At 47.0% G+C, this 14,775-nt stretch carries 13 protein-coding genes; 10 read left to right on the forward strand and 3 right to left on the reverse strand.

Translation table 11 applies throughout. From position 1 onward, the window contains the following. Positions 1-24 precede the first annotated feature (24 nt). Positions 25-1,287, forward strand: coding sequence for a phosphoribosylamine--glycine ligase (gene purD, locus LGO15_RS01660; RefSeq protein ID WP_226086425.1), 1,263 nt, complete (start codon positions 25-27; stop codon positions 1,285-1,287). On the opposite strand, the gene LGO15_RS24315 is transcribed toward purD, so the two are convergent. Beyond that, on the reverse strand, positions 1,265-1,378 hold the full coding sequence (locus LGO15_RS24315; RefSeq protein WP_348633495.1) for an EYxxD motif small membrane protein: 114 nt from the start codon (positions 1,376-1,378) through the stop codon (positions 1,265-1,267). The two genes, purD and LGO15_RS24315, sit on opposite strands and share 23 nt — an antisense overlap. Before the next feature lie 56 nt (positions 1,379-1,434). Further along, positions 1,435-1,707, reverse strand: coding sequence for a YgaP family membrane protein (locus LGO15_RS01665; protein WP_167832425.1), 273 nt, complete (start codon positions 1,705-1,707; stop codon positions 1,435-1,437). Between the two features lie 144 nt (positions 1,708-1,851). On the opposite strand from LGO15_RS01665, the gene LGO15_RS01670 reads away from it, so the two are divergent. The 9 genes from LGO15_RS01670 (at position 1,852) to LGO15_RS01710 (ending at position 14,101) form a co-directional block, all read left to right on the forward strand. Continuing rightward, positions 1,852-3,591 carry an adenine deaminase C-terminal domain-containing protein gene (locus LGO15_RS01670; protein ID WP_226086426.1) on the forward strand — a complete coding sequence of 580 codons (1,740 nt, stop codon included), beginning with the start codon at positions 1,852-1,854 and terminating at the stop codon, positions 3,589-3,591. Positions 3,592-3,658: 67 nt separating this feature from the next. Then, on the forward strand, positions 3,659-4,696 hold the full coding sequence (locus LGO15_RS01675) for a DUF3048 domain-containing protein (RefSeq protein WP_226086427.1): 1,038 nt from the start codon (positions 3,659-3,661) through the stop codon (positions 4,694-4,696). Positions 4,697-4,726: 30 nt separating this feature from the next. After that, positions 4,727-5,041 carry a YerC/YecD family TrpR-related protein gene (locus LGO15_RS01680; protein ID WP_023626236.1) on the forward strand — a complete coding sequence of 105 codons (315 nt, stop codon included), beginning with the start codon at positions 4,727-4,729 and terminating at the stop codon, positions 5,039-5,041. Positions 5,042-5,513: 472 nt separating this feature from the next. Continuing rightward, complete coding sequence (locus LGO15_RS01685; protein ID WP_226086428.1) at positions 5,514-6,941, forward strand: sodium:solute symporter family protein; 1,428 nt, start codon at positions 5,514-5,516, stop codon at positions 6,939-6,941. Positions 6,942-7,060: 119 nt separating this feature from the next. Beyond that, positions 7,061-7,747 carry a heptaprenylglyceryl phosphate synthase gene (locus LGO15_RS01690; protein ID WP_226086429.1) on the forward strand — a complete coding sequence of 229 codons (687 nt, stop codon included), beginning with the start codon at positions 7,061-7,063 and terminating at the stop codon, positions 7,745-7,747. 75 nt (positions 7,748-7,822) lie between these two features. Beyond that, positions 7,823-10,075, forward strand: a complete 2,253-nt coding sequence (gene pcrA, locus LGO15_RS01695; protein WP_226086430.1) for a DNA helicase PcrA — start codon at positions 7,823-7,825, stop codon at positions 10,073-10,075. Positions 10,076-10,298: 223 nt separating this feature from the next. Next, on the forward strand, positions 10,299-12,305 hold the full coding sequence (gene ligA, locus LGO15_RS01700; RefSeq protein ID WP_226087791.1) for an NAD-dependent DNA ligase LigA: 2,007 nt from the start codon (positions 10,299-10,301) through the stop codon (positions 12,303-12,305). A 14-nt stretch (positions 12,306-12,319) separates the two neighbouring features. After that, the gene (locus tag LGO15_RS01705; protein WP_167832419.1) at positions 12,320-13,537 is read left to right on the forward strand and encodes a CamS family sex pheromone protein; all 1,218 of its coding nucleotides are present in this window, start codon (positions 12,320-12,322) and stop codon (positions 13,535-13,537) included. A 96-nt stretch (positions 13,538-13,633) separates the two neighbouring features. Then, positions 13,634-14,101 (forward strand): hypothetical protein, encoded by a 468-nt coding sequence (locus LGO15_RS01710; RefSeq protein ID WP_226086431.1) that lies wholly within the window; start codon positions 13,634-13,636, stop codon positions 14,099-14,101. Positions 14,102-14,142: 41 nt separating this feature from the next. Here LGO15_RS01710 and LGO15_RS01715 read toward each other — a convergent pair whose 3' ends face one another. Further along, entirely contained in the window at positions 14,143-14,601 is a 459-nt protein-coding gene (locus LGO15_RS01715) for a DinB family protein (protein WP_167832417.1), read from the reverse strand. Positions 14,602-14,775 lie beyond the last annotated feature (174 nt).

Consider the following 14,775-nt stretch of genomic DNA (forward strand, 5'->3'; position numbering starts at 1 on the left):
CTGAAATTTACGGGGGTGCGTGATATGAAGGTTCTTGTGGTTGGCAAAGGTGGCCGTGAGCATGCGATTTGCCGGAAGGTCAGTGAAAGTCCGCTTGTGACAGAGGTGTTCGCTGCACCGGGGAATCCGGGGATGGCAGATTGTGCGAAGCTAGTGGAGATCAATGAAAGTGATTTGGATAGACTTGTTTCTTTTGCAAAGGAGGAGCAAATCGGACTGACGATCATCGGACCTGAGGTTCCTTTGCTTGAGGGTCTGGCAGATCGTTTCATCGAGGAAGGGCTGAAGGTATTCGGTCCATCCAAAGCTGCCGCAATCATCGAAGGCAGTAAATCATTCGCGAAGGACCTGATGAAAAAGTACGGCATCCCGACAGCTAAGTACGAAACGTTCAGTGATTATGGAGAAGCGCGGGAGTATCTGGGCGAAGTCGGAGCACCGATTGTCATCAAGGCGGACGGTCTGGCGGCAGGCAAGGGCGTGGTCGTAGCGATGACAGTAAAGGAAGCAGAATTCGCTTTGCAGGAAATGTTGCTGAACAGCAAATTCGGCGAGGCATCTGCAAGCGTGGTGATGGAGCAATTTTTAACAGGGGAAGAGTTTTCACTGATGGCATTTGTGAATGGCGGCAATGTGATTCCGCTTGAAATCGCCCAGGACCATAAGCGGGCCTTCGACGGCGATAGGGGACCGAATACCGGCGGCATGGGTGCCTATTCACCAGTGCCTCATATTCGTCAGGAATCAATCGATGTCGCAGTGGAACAAATCCTTCAGCCGGCAGCGATTGCGATGGAGATGGAAGGCCGCAGCTTTACCGGAATCCTGTATGCTGGGCTGATCGAGACCGAAGAAGGCCCTAAAGTGATTGAATTCAATGCGCGTTTCGGTGATCCGGAAACACAGGTGATTTTGCCAAGGATGAAATCGGATTTGGTGGCGGTCATGCTGGAAGTGCTTGAAGGAAATAAGCCGGAGATTGAGTGGTTTGAAGAAGCCGTGATTGGTGTGGTCGTTGCGGCCAATGGCTATCCAGAAGAATATGAAAAGGGCGCTGTATTGAAGGGTATCGAAAAAATGTCGCAGGTGTTTCATGCAGGCACAGCAAAAAACATCGATGGTGAGTTTATCACGAACGGCGGCAGGGTTCTGCTTGTCGGTTCAAAAGCGTCATCATTAAAAGAAGCACAGCAAAAAGTATATGCTGAGCTTGAAAAACTGGACTGCCCGGGAACCTTTTACCGCAAGGACATCGGCAGCAAGGCTATCGGGCACGTCTCTTGCTAGAGCCTTTCAAATAAACGAGCAACAGGGCAATGATGCTTCCAACCAAAGCAATCCAGACGAAGCTGACATCTGTTATATATTCCCAGAACATAGTATCATCTCCTTTTAGCAAGCCCCCAGAGTCTGGGGGCTTTGTTTTTTATCAGATCAGCTCGGATTATAGGGAATCCAGCCCTCAGAATCCCCGTTTTCCGCGTTCTTATCCTCCATCATGTCCTGGCCTTTTTCATATGCGGCTGTTAGCGGGCAATAGCGGACGATCCCTTCGCCAACTTTCATGGCACCCATCATCGCCATGAAGATATAGGAATCCTTCCACGGGCGTTTCACCATTTTTGAAGTTGACCATGCCAGGATTGTCAGGCCAGCTGTAATCCTGATGAGTGCGTTGATGATTCCAATATTCGGGCGTACATTCATTTACTCACCGCTCCTTTACTCCATTTTTTACAGTTAATTTGAAATTCTTTAATGCGTTAAACAGTGAAATATGTTACGATAGTACAATAATGTAAGGGCTTACACTTACTTCATTTAAATATAGAGAGAAAAGGGGATCATGGTATGGAACAACGTTATCGATGGAAAAACAAACAATTACGCGACCATGCTGCTGTTTTGGACGGCACCCTTTCACCGACGGTCTTATTGAAGAACGCGACATATTTGAACCAGACATTCCGCAAGTGGATGACTGCGAACATTTGGATTTACAATGACAGGATTGTGTATGTTGGTGAAAACCTGCCTGAAAATACAAAGCAATGTGAAATAGTGGATTGCACCGGAATGAAGCTGGTGCCGGGCTATATTGAACCTCATGCCCATCCATTTCAACTTTATAATCCCCATTCTTTCGCTGCCTATGCATCGCAGACGGGGACGACGACACTGATCAACGACAATATGGTACTGGCTCTGCAGTTAGGAAAAAAGAAAGCGTTTTCTTTTATTAATGAGCTGAATGACAACCCTGTCACGATGTACTGGTGGTGTCGTTTTGATGCGCAGACTGAAATCCAGCATGAGGAGGAAGTCTTCTCGAACAGCAATGTCAGGGCCTGGCTAGAGCATGAAAGTGTCGTCCAGGGCGGGGAGCTGACGTGCTGGCCGAAGCTGATGAATGGCGATGACATGATTCTCCATTGGATGCAGGAAACGAAGCGCCATCATAAGAAAATCGAGGGGCATTTCCCTGGAGCATCGGAAAAGACGCTCGCAAAAATGATGCTGTTCGGCGCGGATTGCGACCATGAGGCGATGACTGGGGAGGAAGTACGCAGAAGGCTGATGCAGGGGTATATGGTTTCGTTGAGACATTCTTCGATCCGTCCGGATTTGCCGAAGCTGCTTGATGAGATTCATGAACTGGATATAGCGGTATACGACCGTTTCATGATGACAACAGACGGAGCATCAACCGCTTTTTATGAAAATGGTGTGATCGATGAATTGATCCGCATTGCCATCGACAAAGGCGTTCCGGTCATTGATGCCTATAATATGGCAACAATCAATGTGGCGCGCTATTATAATTTCGAGCATCTTCACGGCAATATTGCAACAGGCCGGGTGGCAAACATCAATATTTTGAGCGATGAAATGAATCCGACACCTGTGTCAGTGCTGGCAAAGGGCCAATGGGTGAAGCGCGATGGTGAAGCAATTGATGCAGCGAAAGAGCTTGATTGGAACGAAATGGGTTTCGAACCGCTCAAAATGGATTGGGACCTGACGGTGGACGACCTTCAATTCTCAATGCCGTTCGGCATCAAGATGGAGAACTCGGTCATTACGAAGCCATATTCGATTTCAATCGATGTTTCCGATGAAGTGCTGAGTTCGAACCATGATGAATGCTTTTTCATGTTGATTGACCGTCATGGGAAATGGCGAATCAATACGATGCTGAAAGGGTTCGCCACTGATTTGCAGGGGCTGGCAAGCTCGTTCTCCAATACTGGCGACATCATTCTGATTGGCAAAAGCAAGCCTGATATGGTTGCTGCTTTTAACAGGATGAAGGAGCTTGGCGGGGGAATTGTAGCCTGTGAAAATGGTATGCCTGTCAGGGAAATTCCGTTAAGGCTGCAGGGCATCATGTCGAGCCATCCTGTGACAGAGCTGATGACAGAGGAGAAGAAGCTGCTTGGCTATTTAAAGGAGAAAGGCTATAAGTTCGCCGATCCGATTTATTCGCTATTATTCTTTAGTTCAACACATCTGCCATACATCCGAATCACACAGGAGGGTATCTATGATGTAATGAAAAAAACGGTACTCTTTCCAACGATAATGCGTTAAAATATAACAGTGCATCTAGACATAGACAGCCATGAAGGAACTTGGAGTTCAAGGGGTGGCAAGAATCATGAAAAAATGGATCGCTGTGCTGGCAGCCGCAATGGTAATTACGGCTGGGTGCAGCAGTAAAGAGACAGAGAAAAAAGAAGCAACAGAACATAAAGAAAAACAGGTTGAAGTAGATGAAGTTGTGGCACCGGAGGAGCTTCCATATCAATTCCCGCTGACCGGGGTGGGTACGGACGAGGAGAGTTCTGACCGGGCTGTGGCCGTGGTGGTCAATAACCATCCAAAGGCACGGCCGCAATCAGGTCTGAACAATGCTGATATTGTCCACGAGGTTCTTGCGGAAGGAGACGTGACAAGGTTCGTCGCGATTTTTCAAAGCGAGCAGCCTGAAAAAGTTGGACCTGTCCGCAGTGCGAGGGAATACTTCATCGGCCTGGCATCAGGCTTTGACAGCTTTTTCATCGCCCATGGCTACAGCCCTGAAGCGAAGGACATGCTTGAACGAGGAGTAATCGATAACATCAACGGCATGCAATACGATGGAACTTTGTTCAAACGGGCGGATTTCCGAAAAGCACCTCATAACTCTTATATCACCTATGAGAATATCGTGAAGGGCGCTAAAAAGAAGGGCTACGAACTTGATAAAGCACCGGCTCCTGCAGTATTCTTGAGCAGTGAGGAAGCAGAAGGCCTTGAAGGTACACCAGCTGAGGAATTCATGGTGAAATACGGTTCGCCGTCATTCGATTTGATCTATGAGTATGACGCAGAACAGCAGAAGTATCACCGTTTCAATGGCAGTGAAGAAAGTGTTGATTTGGAATCGAAAGATCCTGTTCTGCTCGACAACATCCTTGTCGTGCAAATGGACCATAGGATCATCGACAATGCCGGCCGCAGGGAAATCGACATGAAATCTGGCGGCAAAGGCTATCTGTTCCAAAAAGGCAAAGTGAATGAGATTCAATGGAAAAATGAAGCTGGCAGGATCGTCCCTTATAAGGATGGAGCAAGAGCTGGTTTCGTTCCCGGGAAAACATGGATCAACATTGTCCCATCGATCAGCGATGTCTCGTTCGACTCTCAACCATAACAAATTTGAGCGAAATAAGGGGTAAACTATATGCAAATTGATAAACTAAGAGGAAAAGAGCTCGATCAATTATTCAAGGCGATTTTATCGCTGAAAGATCTGGATGAGGCATATCGCTTCTTCGACGACCTGGCAACAGTGAACGAAATCCAGTCCCTTGCACAGCGCCTTGAAGTTGCCCGCATGCTTCGTGAGGGCAAGACTTATCATAAAATCGAGACCGAAACAGGCGCGAGCACGGCAACGATTTCCCGTGTCAAACGCTGCTTGAATTACGGAAACGATGCCTACGAAATGGCGCTCGAAAGATTGAAAGAGCAGGAAAACGCTGAGAAAGCGAAATAGTTTATTGATGAGGACGGAACCAGATGTGGTTCCGTTTTTTTTATGCGGTGAAAAGTTGGGAAAAATCACGGGTAATTACCAATTCGCTATATAAATGAAAAAGTCGCTATATAATCGAAAAAGTCGCTATAAAAATGGAAATTCCGCTATATAAATCAGATTTGCGCTATATAAACAAAAATGTCGCTATATAATCAGATTTTCGCTTTAAAAATTAATTTTGGATTATATCAGGGGTAAATCTTCTCGTTAAATCATAAAAAAAGACTGGAAAAAAGTACTGATTATTTCCAGTTCGCCAATAAAATTGTGAACTTCGCCAATAAAAATTAAAAATCGCCAATAAATTTGTGAACTTCGCCAATAAAACTTGAAAATCGCCAATTAATTTGTGAACTTCGCCAATAAACCAGGTTAATAGCTAACTGTTAAGGGTAGGGGGTAGGTAATACATACATATTGGAGTGAGTTGATGGGGGCAAGTTTGACGGTTATTGCAATTGTGATCATTTATTTAGGAATTATGATCCTGATTGGGTACATATCTTCGAAAAAGATCAATGATAATGAGGATTTCCTTGTGGCGGGCCGGAAGATGGGTCCGTGGCTGCTGGCGGGAAGTCTCGCTGCGACCGAGGTTGGCGGCGGCTCTTCTCTCGGGGTGGTGGAAAAAGCGTATGGTGATTGGGGACTTTCGGCCGTATGGTATGTGATCACGATGGCGATTGCGTTCATCGTGTTGGCGTTCCTCGCACCAATGTTGCGCGAAGCGGCAGTAAAAACGGTACCTGAATACTTCCGCAGGCGATATGGCAAAGCGAATTCACTCGTAACATCGATTATCATGCTGCTGCCGATGGTGGGACTGACTGCGGTTCAGTTCATCGCATCGGCGACGATTCTATCGGTCATGACCGGATGGAGCTATATCGTTTCAGTCATCATCGTGACGGTAGTTGTCACGTTATACAGCGTCATGGGTGGGATGTACAGCGTTGTGTATACCGATGTCGTCCAGTGGATTTTTATCATTGTCGGGATGGCACTGATCATTCCGTTCACGCTCCAGGCTGGCGGCGGGTTCGAGCAGGTGACGGCCAATATCCCCGAAGCCAAATGGAGCCTTGTTGATGGTGCCGGCTGGGGTACGATCATTGCGCTTGTCGTCATGTATATCGCGTCCTTCACGGTTGGCCAGGAGGCGGTCCAGCGCTATTACTCAGCCAAGGACGGAAAGGCTGCGAAGCAAGCTTCCTATATAACTTCGATCGTCTACGTGCTGTTCGCGTTCATCCCGGCAGTCATCGGACTATTCATGTATGGGATGGTTGAGAATGGCCAGATCGACGGGACAACGCTAATGGAAAGAGGCGGGCAGTATGCATTGCCGTTACTGGCAATGGAGGTGCTGCCGGATGTGGTCACAGGCATCCTGTTCGCCGCGCTGATTTCGGCGACGATGTCGAGTGCATCCAGTAATCTATTGGCGGCGGGCTCCATTTTTACAAATGATATCTACCATCAATACGTCAACAAGAAGGCCGCTGACGGGAAACTCTTAAAAATGGTACGCTATACGATGTATGTTGTTTCGGGTTTCGCACTGCTGACTGCGATTTGGAATGTGTCGGATATTATTACGCTATTGATGTTCTCTTTTACATTGAGAGCGGGCGGTGCCTTCATTCCTTATGTGCTCGGGCATATTTGGGAAAAAGCGACCCCGGCAGGCAGCCTGGCATCCTTATTCCTTGGAAGTCTGGCAGTCTATCTTGGCGAAAAAGAGATCATCAGCTTCTTCGGACTTGATCCTATTTATCTCGCGTTGATTGTCAGCGGAATCAGTTTCTATGTTTTTTCACGATTATTCACAGAGCAATACGAGCACCGGGATTTATGATTTTTCACCAAAAAGCGTTCCCACATTCGGAGCGCTTTTTTCATATGTTTCCTTTTTTATATATACACAACAAATGCTATAATGGTGGAATGGATATATAGAATGGGGGCAATTCAAGGATGTACGATGTTCGCGAGTGGAGACATGTGTTCAAACTCGATCCAAATAAAGAGATAACTGATGAAAAATTAGATAGAATTTGCGAGTCGGGAACGGACGCGATCATGGTCGGAGGCACGGATGGAGTCACTCTTGAAGGTGTCCTTGATTTGATGTCCAGGGTACGCCGTTACACGGTTCCGTGCATTCTTGAGGTTTCGACTATTGATTCAATCACGCCGGGATTCGATTTTTATTTTATCCCGACAGTGCTGAATAGCGGCAAACCGCAGTGGATCACAGGTCTGCACCATGAAGCGGTCAAAGAGTATGGCGACCTGATGGATTGGGACGAGCTGAAAATGGAAGGCTATTGCATCCTGAATCCGGATTGTAAGGCTGCCAAGCTGACTGAGGCGAAGACCGAGCTTTCGATTGATGATGTGCGGGCTTACGCGATGATGGCGGAGAAAATGTTCAACCTGCCGATTTTTTATTTGGAATACAGCGGGACATATGGGAATCCTGAATATGTGGAAGCAGCCAAAGGTGTGCTCGACAACACGGTCCTCTTTTACGGCGGCGGGATTGAAACAGCAAAGCAGGCAGAAGAGATGGCCAGGCATGCCGATGTCATCGTGGTTGGGAATGTTGTTTACAGCAACCTTGACGAAGCATTGAAGACCGTAGCTACTGTGAAAAAATAAGCTGATAGACAAGTTGTTTGTTACACTGTTTTGAGATAAAATAAGAACAAATGTTTGTATGGTGGTGGTGAGCAAGTGCAATTTTTAACGGATAAATTATTGAATGGCTTGAACCCGGAGCAGCAGAAGGCTGTCAAGACAGTGGATGGACCGCTGCTCTTAATGGCTGGTGCCGGCTCTGGTAAAACAAGAGTTTTAACACATAGAATTGCGTATTTAATGGTGGAAAAAGGGGTAAATCCTTATAACATCCTTGCGATTACGTTTACGAATAAGGCAGCGCGCGAAATGCGCGAGAGAATCCAGAAGATGATGGGCGGCGCGGCAGACGATATCTGGATTTCGACGTTCCACTCGATGTGTGTGCGGATTTTGCGCAGGGACATTGACCGTCTCGGATACAACCGAAACTTCACGATCCTTGACTCGACTGACCAGCAATCGGTCATCAAGTCGATTTTGAAGGACAAGAATATGGATCCGAAAAAGTATGATCCACGTGCGATCCTTGGAACGATGAGCTCGGCGAAGAACGAATTGATTACGCCTGAGGAATATGCGAAGACGGCGGGGGATTATTTTTCCCAGAAGGTCAGTGATGTGTATACGGAGTACCAGCGCAGGCTTCGCAAAAATAACGCGCTCGATTTCGATGATCTGATCATGACGACAATCACGCTGTTCATCCGCGTGCCGGAAGTGCTGGAGTACTACCAGCGCAAGTTCCAGTACATTCATGTCGATGAGTACCAGGATACGAACAGGGCACAATACATGCTGGTAAAATTGCTGGCGCAAAGATTCCAGAACCTATGTGTAGTAGGTGACTCGGACCAGTCGATTTATCGCTGGCGCGGTGCGGATATCACGAATATCCTATCATTTGAAAAAGACTATCCAAGGGCAAGTGTGATTTTGCTTGAGCAGAACTATCGCTCGACGAAGAAGATTTTGCTGGCGGCAAATATGGTCATCCAGAACAATATGAACCGAAAGCCGAAAAACCTTTGGACCGAAAACGCAGAGGGCAACAAAATCATGTACTATCGAGCGGACAGCGAACAGGGCGAGGCGCAGTTTGTCATTGGGAAAATCCAGGAGCAGCTTCGCAATGGCCGCAAGCTGTCTGATATCGCGATTCTCTATCGTACGAACGCCCAGTCCCGTGTGATTGAGGAATCTTTCCTGAAGTCGAACATCGATTACTCAATCGTTGGCGGCATCAAGTTCTATGACAGAAAAGAAATCAAGGACATCCTTGCATATCTGCGTCTGATTTCCAACCCGGATGATGATATCAGCCTGCAGAGGATCATCAATGTTCCGAAGCGTGCGATTGGTTCAACTTCTATTGATAAAATCGCCAACTTTGCGACCATGCATGATCTGTCGATGTTCCAGGCGCTCGAAACGATCGAAATGATCGGACTGAGCCCAAAGGCGGAAAAAGCAGCAGCCGAATTCCGCAATCTGGTCAGCAATTACACTCATCAGCAGGAATACCTGTCAGTGACCGAGCTGGTAGAGGAAGTACTTGAGAAAACTGGCTATCGTGACATGCTGAAGGCGGAAAAATCGCTGGAGTCACAGAGCCGTCTTGAAAACATAGATGAATTTTTAACGGTAACAAAGAGCTTTGAAGAAAGCAGTGAAGATAAGAGCCTTGTCGCGTTCCTGACGGATTTGGCGCTTGTTGCTGATATCGACCGCCTGGATGATGACGGCCAACAAAAAACCGATTTCGTCACATTGATGACACTGCACTCAGCCAAGGGACTTGAGTTCCCGGTTGTCTTCCTGATCGGAATGGAAGAGGGAGTATTCCCGCACAGCCGCTCCCTTATGGAGGAGGATGAGATGGAGGAAGAACGCCGTCTTGCCTACGTGGGAATCACTCGTGCTGAAGAAGAGCTCTTCATCACGAATGCACAGATGCGTACCCTTTTCGGCCGTACGAATATGAATCCGGAATCACGGTTCATCAAGGAGATACCGGCCGATTTGGTTGAAGACGCTGTGCCAAAAGTCAGAAGGCCTGCACCAACGAGCGGTGGAAGACCTGCACCAATGAGTGGTGGCAGACCAGGCACTTCAGCAAGACCGTCCATGCCAACTCGCGGAGCTGTTTCCCGTCCGGTCGCAGCAGCAAGTGGCGGCGAAGGCATCGAATGGAAGGTTGGCGACAAAGCACAGCATGGCAAGTGGGGAACAGGGACCGTTGTCAGCGTAAAAGGTTCCGGAGAAGGAACGGAGCTTGATATCGCATTCCCGAGCCCAACAGGAATCAAACGATTGCTGGCCAAGTTCGCACCGATTACAAAGGCGTAAACTATTTTTATAACATTGAATACTGTCTAGCTCAAGTGCCTAGCCAGTTATCATCCCTGCGAGTTCTTCCTCGAGTATCTTGCGAGAAGCGTTAGCTTTGAGCAGCTCGAGTCGCTTCGGTCCTGCCAATGAAGTCAAAGAACGACTTCACTGTCAGGCCCTCCAGCGCTTGTCGGGGCTGACCAAGGCGCTTGCGCTTTTCGGTTATGAAAGGGCTGGATTTATGGATTTTCAAAGTGCTGAGAAAAAAGCCAAGGATTTGCAAAATCTACTTAATCAATATGCTTATGAGTACTATGTTCTTGACCAGCCGTCTGTTCCGGATGCGGAGTACGACAGGCTTTTAAGGGAACTAATTGAAATTGAGGAGCAATACCCGGAACTGCAGACTCCTGACTCACCTACACAGCGTGTCGGCGGCGAGATTTTAACGATGTTCAATAAGGTCCAGCATGCGACTCCGATGTTGAGTCTTGGCAATGCCTTCGATGAGCAGGACCTGCGAGATTTTGACCGTCGTGTCCGCCAGGATGTTGGCGACGCTGTTGCTTATGTTTGTGAACTGAAAATCGATGGTCTGGCAGTATCGCTTATTTATGAAGATGGACTGCTCGTGCGTGGGGCTACTCGCGGAGATGGAACGACAGGTGAGGATATTACGTCTAATCTTAAGACAATCCGCTCTTTGCCAATCCGTCTGAAAGAGCCTGTGTCACTTGAAGTCCGCGGTGAAGCGTTCATGCCGAAGAAATCATTCGAAGCATTGAATAAAGCAAGGAAAGAAAAAGAGGAAGAGCCATTTGCCAATCCTCGAAATGCAGCTGCTGGATCCCTTCGTCAGCTGGATCCTAAGATTGCTGCATCAAGGAATCTTGATGTATTCCTGTATAGTGTGGCAAATGTCGGTGATACAGGAATCCGCGCTCACAGCGAAGGACTGGATTATCTGGAGAAGCTTGGATTCAAAGCGAATAAAGAGCGCCGGAAAGTCGACAGCATTGATGGTGTCATCGAGTATGTGAGTAGCTGGGTCGAAAAGCGACCTGACCTTCCGTATGATATTGATGGAATCGTCATCAAAGTAGATTCGCTTGACCAGCAGGCTGAACTTGGGACCACTGCAAAAAGCCCTCGCTGGGCAATCGCTTATAAATTCCCTGCCGAGGAAGTCGTAACAACTTTGAAGGAAATCGAATTGAGCGTTGGCCGAACAGGTGTAGTTACGCCAACTGCCATTCTTGAACCAGTTCAGGTTGCTGGCACAACTGTTGGCCGCGCATCTTTGCATAACGAAGATTTGATTCGTGAAAAAGACATCAAAATTGGAGATAAGGTCGTCATCAAAAAAGCCGGAGATATCATTCCGGAAGTCGTCAATGTCCTTGCCGAGCAGCGGACAGGAGATGAAGTCGAGTTCCATATGCCTACTGAATGTCCTGAATGCGGCAGCGAACTTGTCAGGATCGAAGGTGAAGTTGCGCTGCGCTGTATCAATCCGAAATGTCCGGCACAAATAAGGGAAGGCCTGATTCACTTTGTTTCCCGCGATGCGATGAACATCGACGGACTAGGAGAGAGAGTGGTCAGCCAGTTGTTTGCCCAAGAGCTGATCAAGGATGTAGCCGACATTTACAAACTGACACGCGATCAGCTGCTGGCACTCGAGCGAATGGGTGAGAAATCCGTCAACAATCTTCTGTCAGCGATTGAAGCGACGAAGGATAACTCTTTGGAAAAGCTATTGTTTGGTCTCGGTATTCGCCTAGTTGGAGCAAAAGCAGCGAAAACATTGGCTCAGGAATTCGAATCTATGGATAAACTGATGCAGGCATCAAAGGATGAACTGACGGCCATCAATGAAATCGGCGAAAAAATGGCTGACTCCATTGTCACTTATTTTGACAACGGTGAAGTGAAAGAACTGGTTTCCGAGCTGAAGGCTGTTGGCGTCAATATGGAATACAAAGGACCTAAGAAGGTTAGTGCAGCAGACTCGGATTCATTTTTTGCCGGTAAAACAATCGTGTTAACCGGAAAGCTTGAGCAGATGGGCCGAAACGAAGCAAAAGAAAAAATCGAGGCGCTTGGCGGCAATGTATCCGGCAGCGTCAGCAAGAAAACGGATTTAGTCATTGCTGGTGAAGACGCAGGTTCGAAGCTGACAAAAGCAGAAAGCCTGGGGATTGAAGTGTGGAACGAGGAGAGAATGCTTGAAGAATTAAATAAATAAGAGGTGTACACGCCATGAGGAAGCTCTCAATGGTCGCTCTATCTCTTGTCCTTCTGCTGACGGCCTGCGCCCCGAATTTTCAAAAGCAGGAAGAGGTCGTCCAGGAGAAGGATGATGAAACAAAGGAAAAAGCGATTATCCCGAAATATAAAATTTCGGACAAATACTACCGTACCATTATGCCGTTCGAGCCTGGGGAAGCTCGCGGCATGGTCGTCAACAATCTGAATACGCGTTATGACATCACTGAGTTCGAAACGGGACTGATGCGGGTTGCCCAAAATTCTTTCCCGACAGACAAGTATGTCTTTAAAGAAGGCCAGTATCTCAAACGCAACGCTGTATCATCCTGGCTGGAGCGTGAAATGACTCCGGCACAGGTAGAGGCAAAGAAAAAAGAATTACAGGCTAAGGCTAAAAAAGAAGGTAGTAATAGAAAGATTACAGTGGAAAATCTGGGTCTGAATCCTGCCAATCCTGGGAAGGGTGATGCCCACGAACAGAATAAAAAGAATCCTATTTATCTGGCGCATATCCTCGAGCATAATTACCTCGTCCAATCAGGGAAAGAGGATACGTACCAGCTTGGCGGCATCGCAATCGGACTGGCGCTGAACTCTGTTCACTATTATCAAGTGGAACAATATGGGGCAGTATATGAGAAGAATATTTCCCGATCCGTTCTTGAAGCGGAAGGGAAGAAGATCGCCCAGGAAGTCGTCAACAGGATTAGAGGAATCGACGAGTTAAAAAATGTCCCGATCACCATCGGATTGTTTGAACAGGAAAGCCGCTCTTCTGTTGTACCTGGCAACTTTTTCACCTATGCGGAGGTATCCCAGGGCAGCAACAATATCGGCAGCTGGAAGGATGTAAAGGAAGAATACATCCTGTTTCCGTCAGATGAAGCTGAGAAGGAACACAGGGATGACCTGACATTCTTCCAGAACTTTAAACAGGATGTTGAGGAGTATTTCCCTAACTTCAATGGCGTCATCGGCAAGGGCTTTTACCTGGATGGCCAGCTTCAGGAAATAAACATTGAAATACCGATCCAGTTTTATGGCGAAGCCGAGGCAATTGGCTTCACTCAGTATGTGACAGGACTGGTCATGGAACACTTCCCTAATTATATTTCCGTGCAGATCAGCGTTTCATCTGTACTGGGACAGGAAGCCCTGATCGTGAAAAAGCCAGACCAGGACGAACCATTTGTGCATATCTATCAGTAAGATGAGGCAAGGAGCTGAGGCTCTTTGCTTTTTTTATGGAAAACGTGTATCGAACTTATCTGTTTCATCGTCCTATTTTTAAGGAGGCGGAGGGAAGTGAAGAGACACGTTCTGAGTTTATTGGTTGTGATTTTGTTGCTGGCAGGATGTTCAAACATGGCAATTTCTGATGAAGATGGACAGGAAATTGAAAGATACATACGTCAAGAGGTGATGAGTCCTAATTTTGGCGGAGAAATCTTCACTGCATATGAAATACTAGCTTCCAATAAAGAGAAGGATGAAATTTACTTATGGGCATTGATCATGGAGTATTATAAAGAGGGTGCCGACGTCGAGCAAGGTTCAGGGATGTCAGTGCCTATGGTCCTGAAGGTCGATCGAAGTGAAGGCGCCTTTAAAGTAACCGGCCACACCCTGCCGAGGGATGGCAGCTTTTACGCTGATGATATAAAAGACATGTTTCCTTATTTTGCTGAGCTCAAAGCCCTCGATTACCCCTCCAATCATATCAAAAAGTTGATTGCAGAAGTTGAAACCCAGGTCGCTGAAAAGTTGAATTAAGGGATTGGAAAAAGAGGCAAAGAGCCGGTGCTCTTTGCCTGTTATATACACTTTTTAATATCAAGGATGGTCTGTAAATGCATGCCTTCATGGAAAATGGTCCGCACCAGGACTTGCTCGATTGTATGCATGCCCATTTCGGTTGGGGCGAATTCCTCTTCCAATCGCTCACCATAAGAATCTTTTATTCTCGATGGCTGCGTCTTCAGCAATTCTTTTAACTCGCTGACGGACGGAGTTTCCTCTGTAAAATTGGCCGGGGAGGTGCCATAGCCGAACCAGGACTTGAACTCTTCGGGAACGTCTGCGGGTTCCTTGGTGACCGCCTGGATCCACAAATATTGATCAAGGTAAATATGCCCGAGGTTCCAGCGGATATTATTGTTGAAGCCTGAAGGGATAATCTCCGCATCTTCCTCAGAAACTGTCTCTGCCACGCCTAAAATATAGCTGCGATAGGATTCCAACTGATTAAACAAAACTTCATGCCGTTTTCTCATGTAAAATAGACCCCTTTTTTAAATGATAGATAAATATTCGCTAGATTAAGGGGATTCCCTGCTGATTATTCGTGTGATTTTACTACTGTAATCATTTTATTGGCGAAAATAAAATTATATCGACCACATTTTTAAATATATCGACCACATTTTCGAATATATCAGCGGATTTTA

The organism is Mesobacillus sp. S13 (assembly GCF_020422885.1).
Lineage (GTDB): Bacteria > Bacillota > Bacilli > Bacillales > Cytobacillaceae > Mesobacillus > Mesobacillus selenatarsenatis_A.

Coding starts and splice junctions, on each gene's coding strand:
- LGO15_RS01705 (WP_167832419.1), top strand. CDS start 12,320: ATGAGGAAGCTCTCAATGGTCGCTCTATCTCTTGTCCTTCTGCTGACG.
- purD (WP_226086425.1), top strand. CDS start 25: ATGAAGGTTCTTGTGGTTGGCAAAGGTGGCCGTGAGCATGCGATTTGC.
- LGO15_RS01665 (WP_167832425.1), bottom strand. CDS start 1,707: ATGAATGTACGCCCGAATATTGGAATCATCAACGCACTCATCAGGATT.
- LGO15_RS01680 (WP_023626236.1), top strand. CDS start 4,727: ATGCAAATTGATAAACTAAGAGGAAAAGAGCTCGATCAATTATTCAAG.
- LGO15_RS01715 (WP_167832417.1), bottom strand. CDS start 14,601: ATGAGAAAACGGCATGAAGTTTTGTTTAATCAGTTGGAATCCTATCGC.
- LGO15_RS01685 (WP_226086428.1), top strand. CDS start 5,514: ATGGGGGCAAGTTTGACGGTTATTGCAATTGTGATCATTTATTTAGGA.
- ligA (WP_226087791.1), top strand. CDS start 10,299: ATGGATTTTCAAAGTGCTGAGAAAAAAGCCAAGGATTTGCAAAATCTA.
- LGO15_RS01670 (WP_226086426.1), top strand. CDS start 1,852: ATGGAACAACGTTATCGATGGAAAAACAAACAATTACGCGACCATGCT.
- LGO15_RS01690 (WP_226086429.1), top strand. CDS start 7,061: ATGTACGATGTTCGCGAGTGGAGACATGTGTTCAAACTCGATCCAAAT.
- LGO15_RS01675 (WP_226086427.1), top strand. CDS start 3,659: ATGAAAAAATGGATCGCTGTGCTGGCAGCCGCAATGGTAATTACGGCT.
- LGO15_RS24315 (WP_348633495.1), bottom strand. CDS start 1,378: ATGTTCTGGGAATATATAACAGATGTCAGCTTCGTCTGGATTGCTTTG.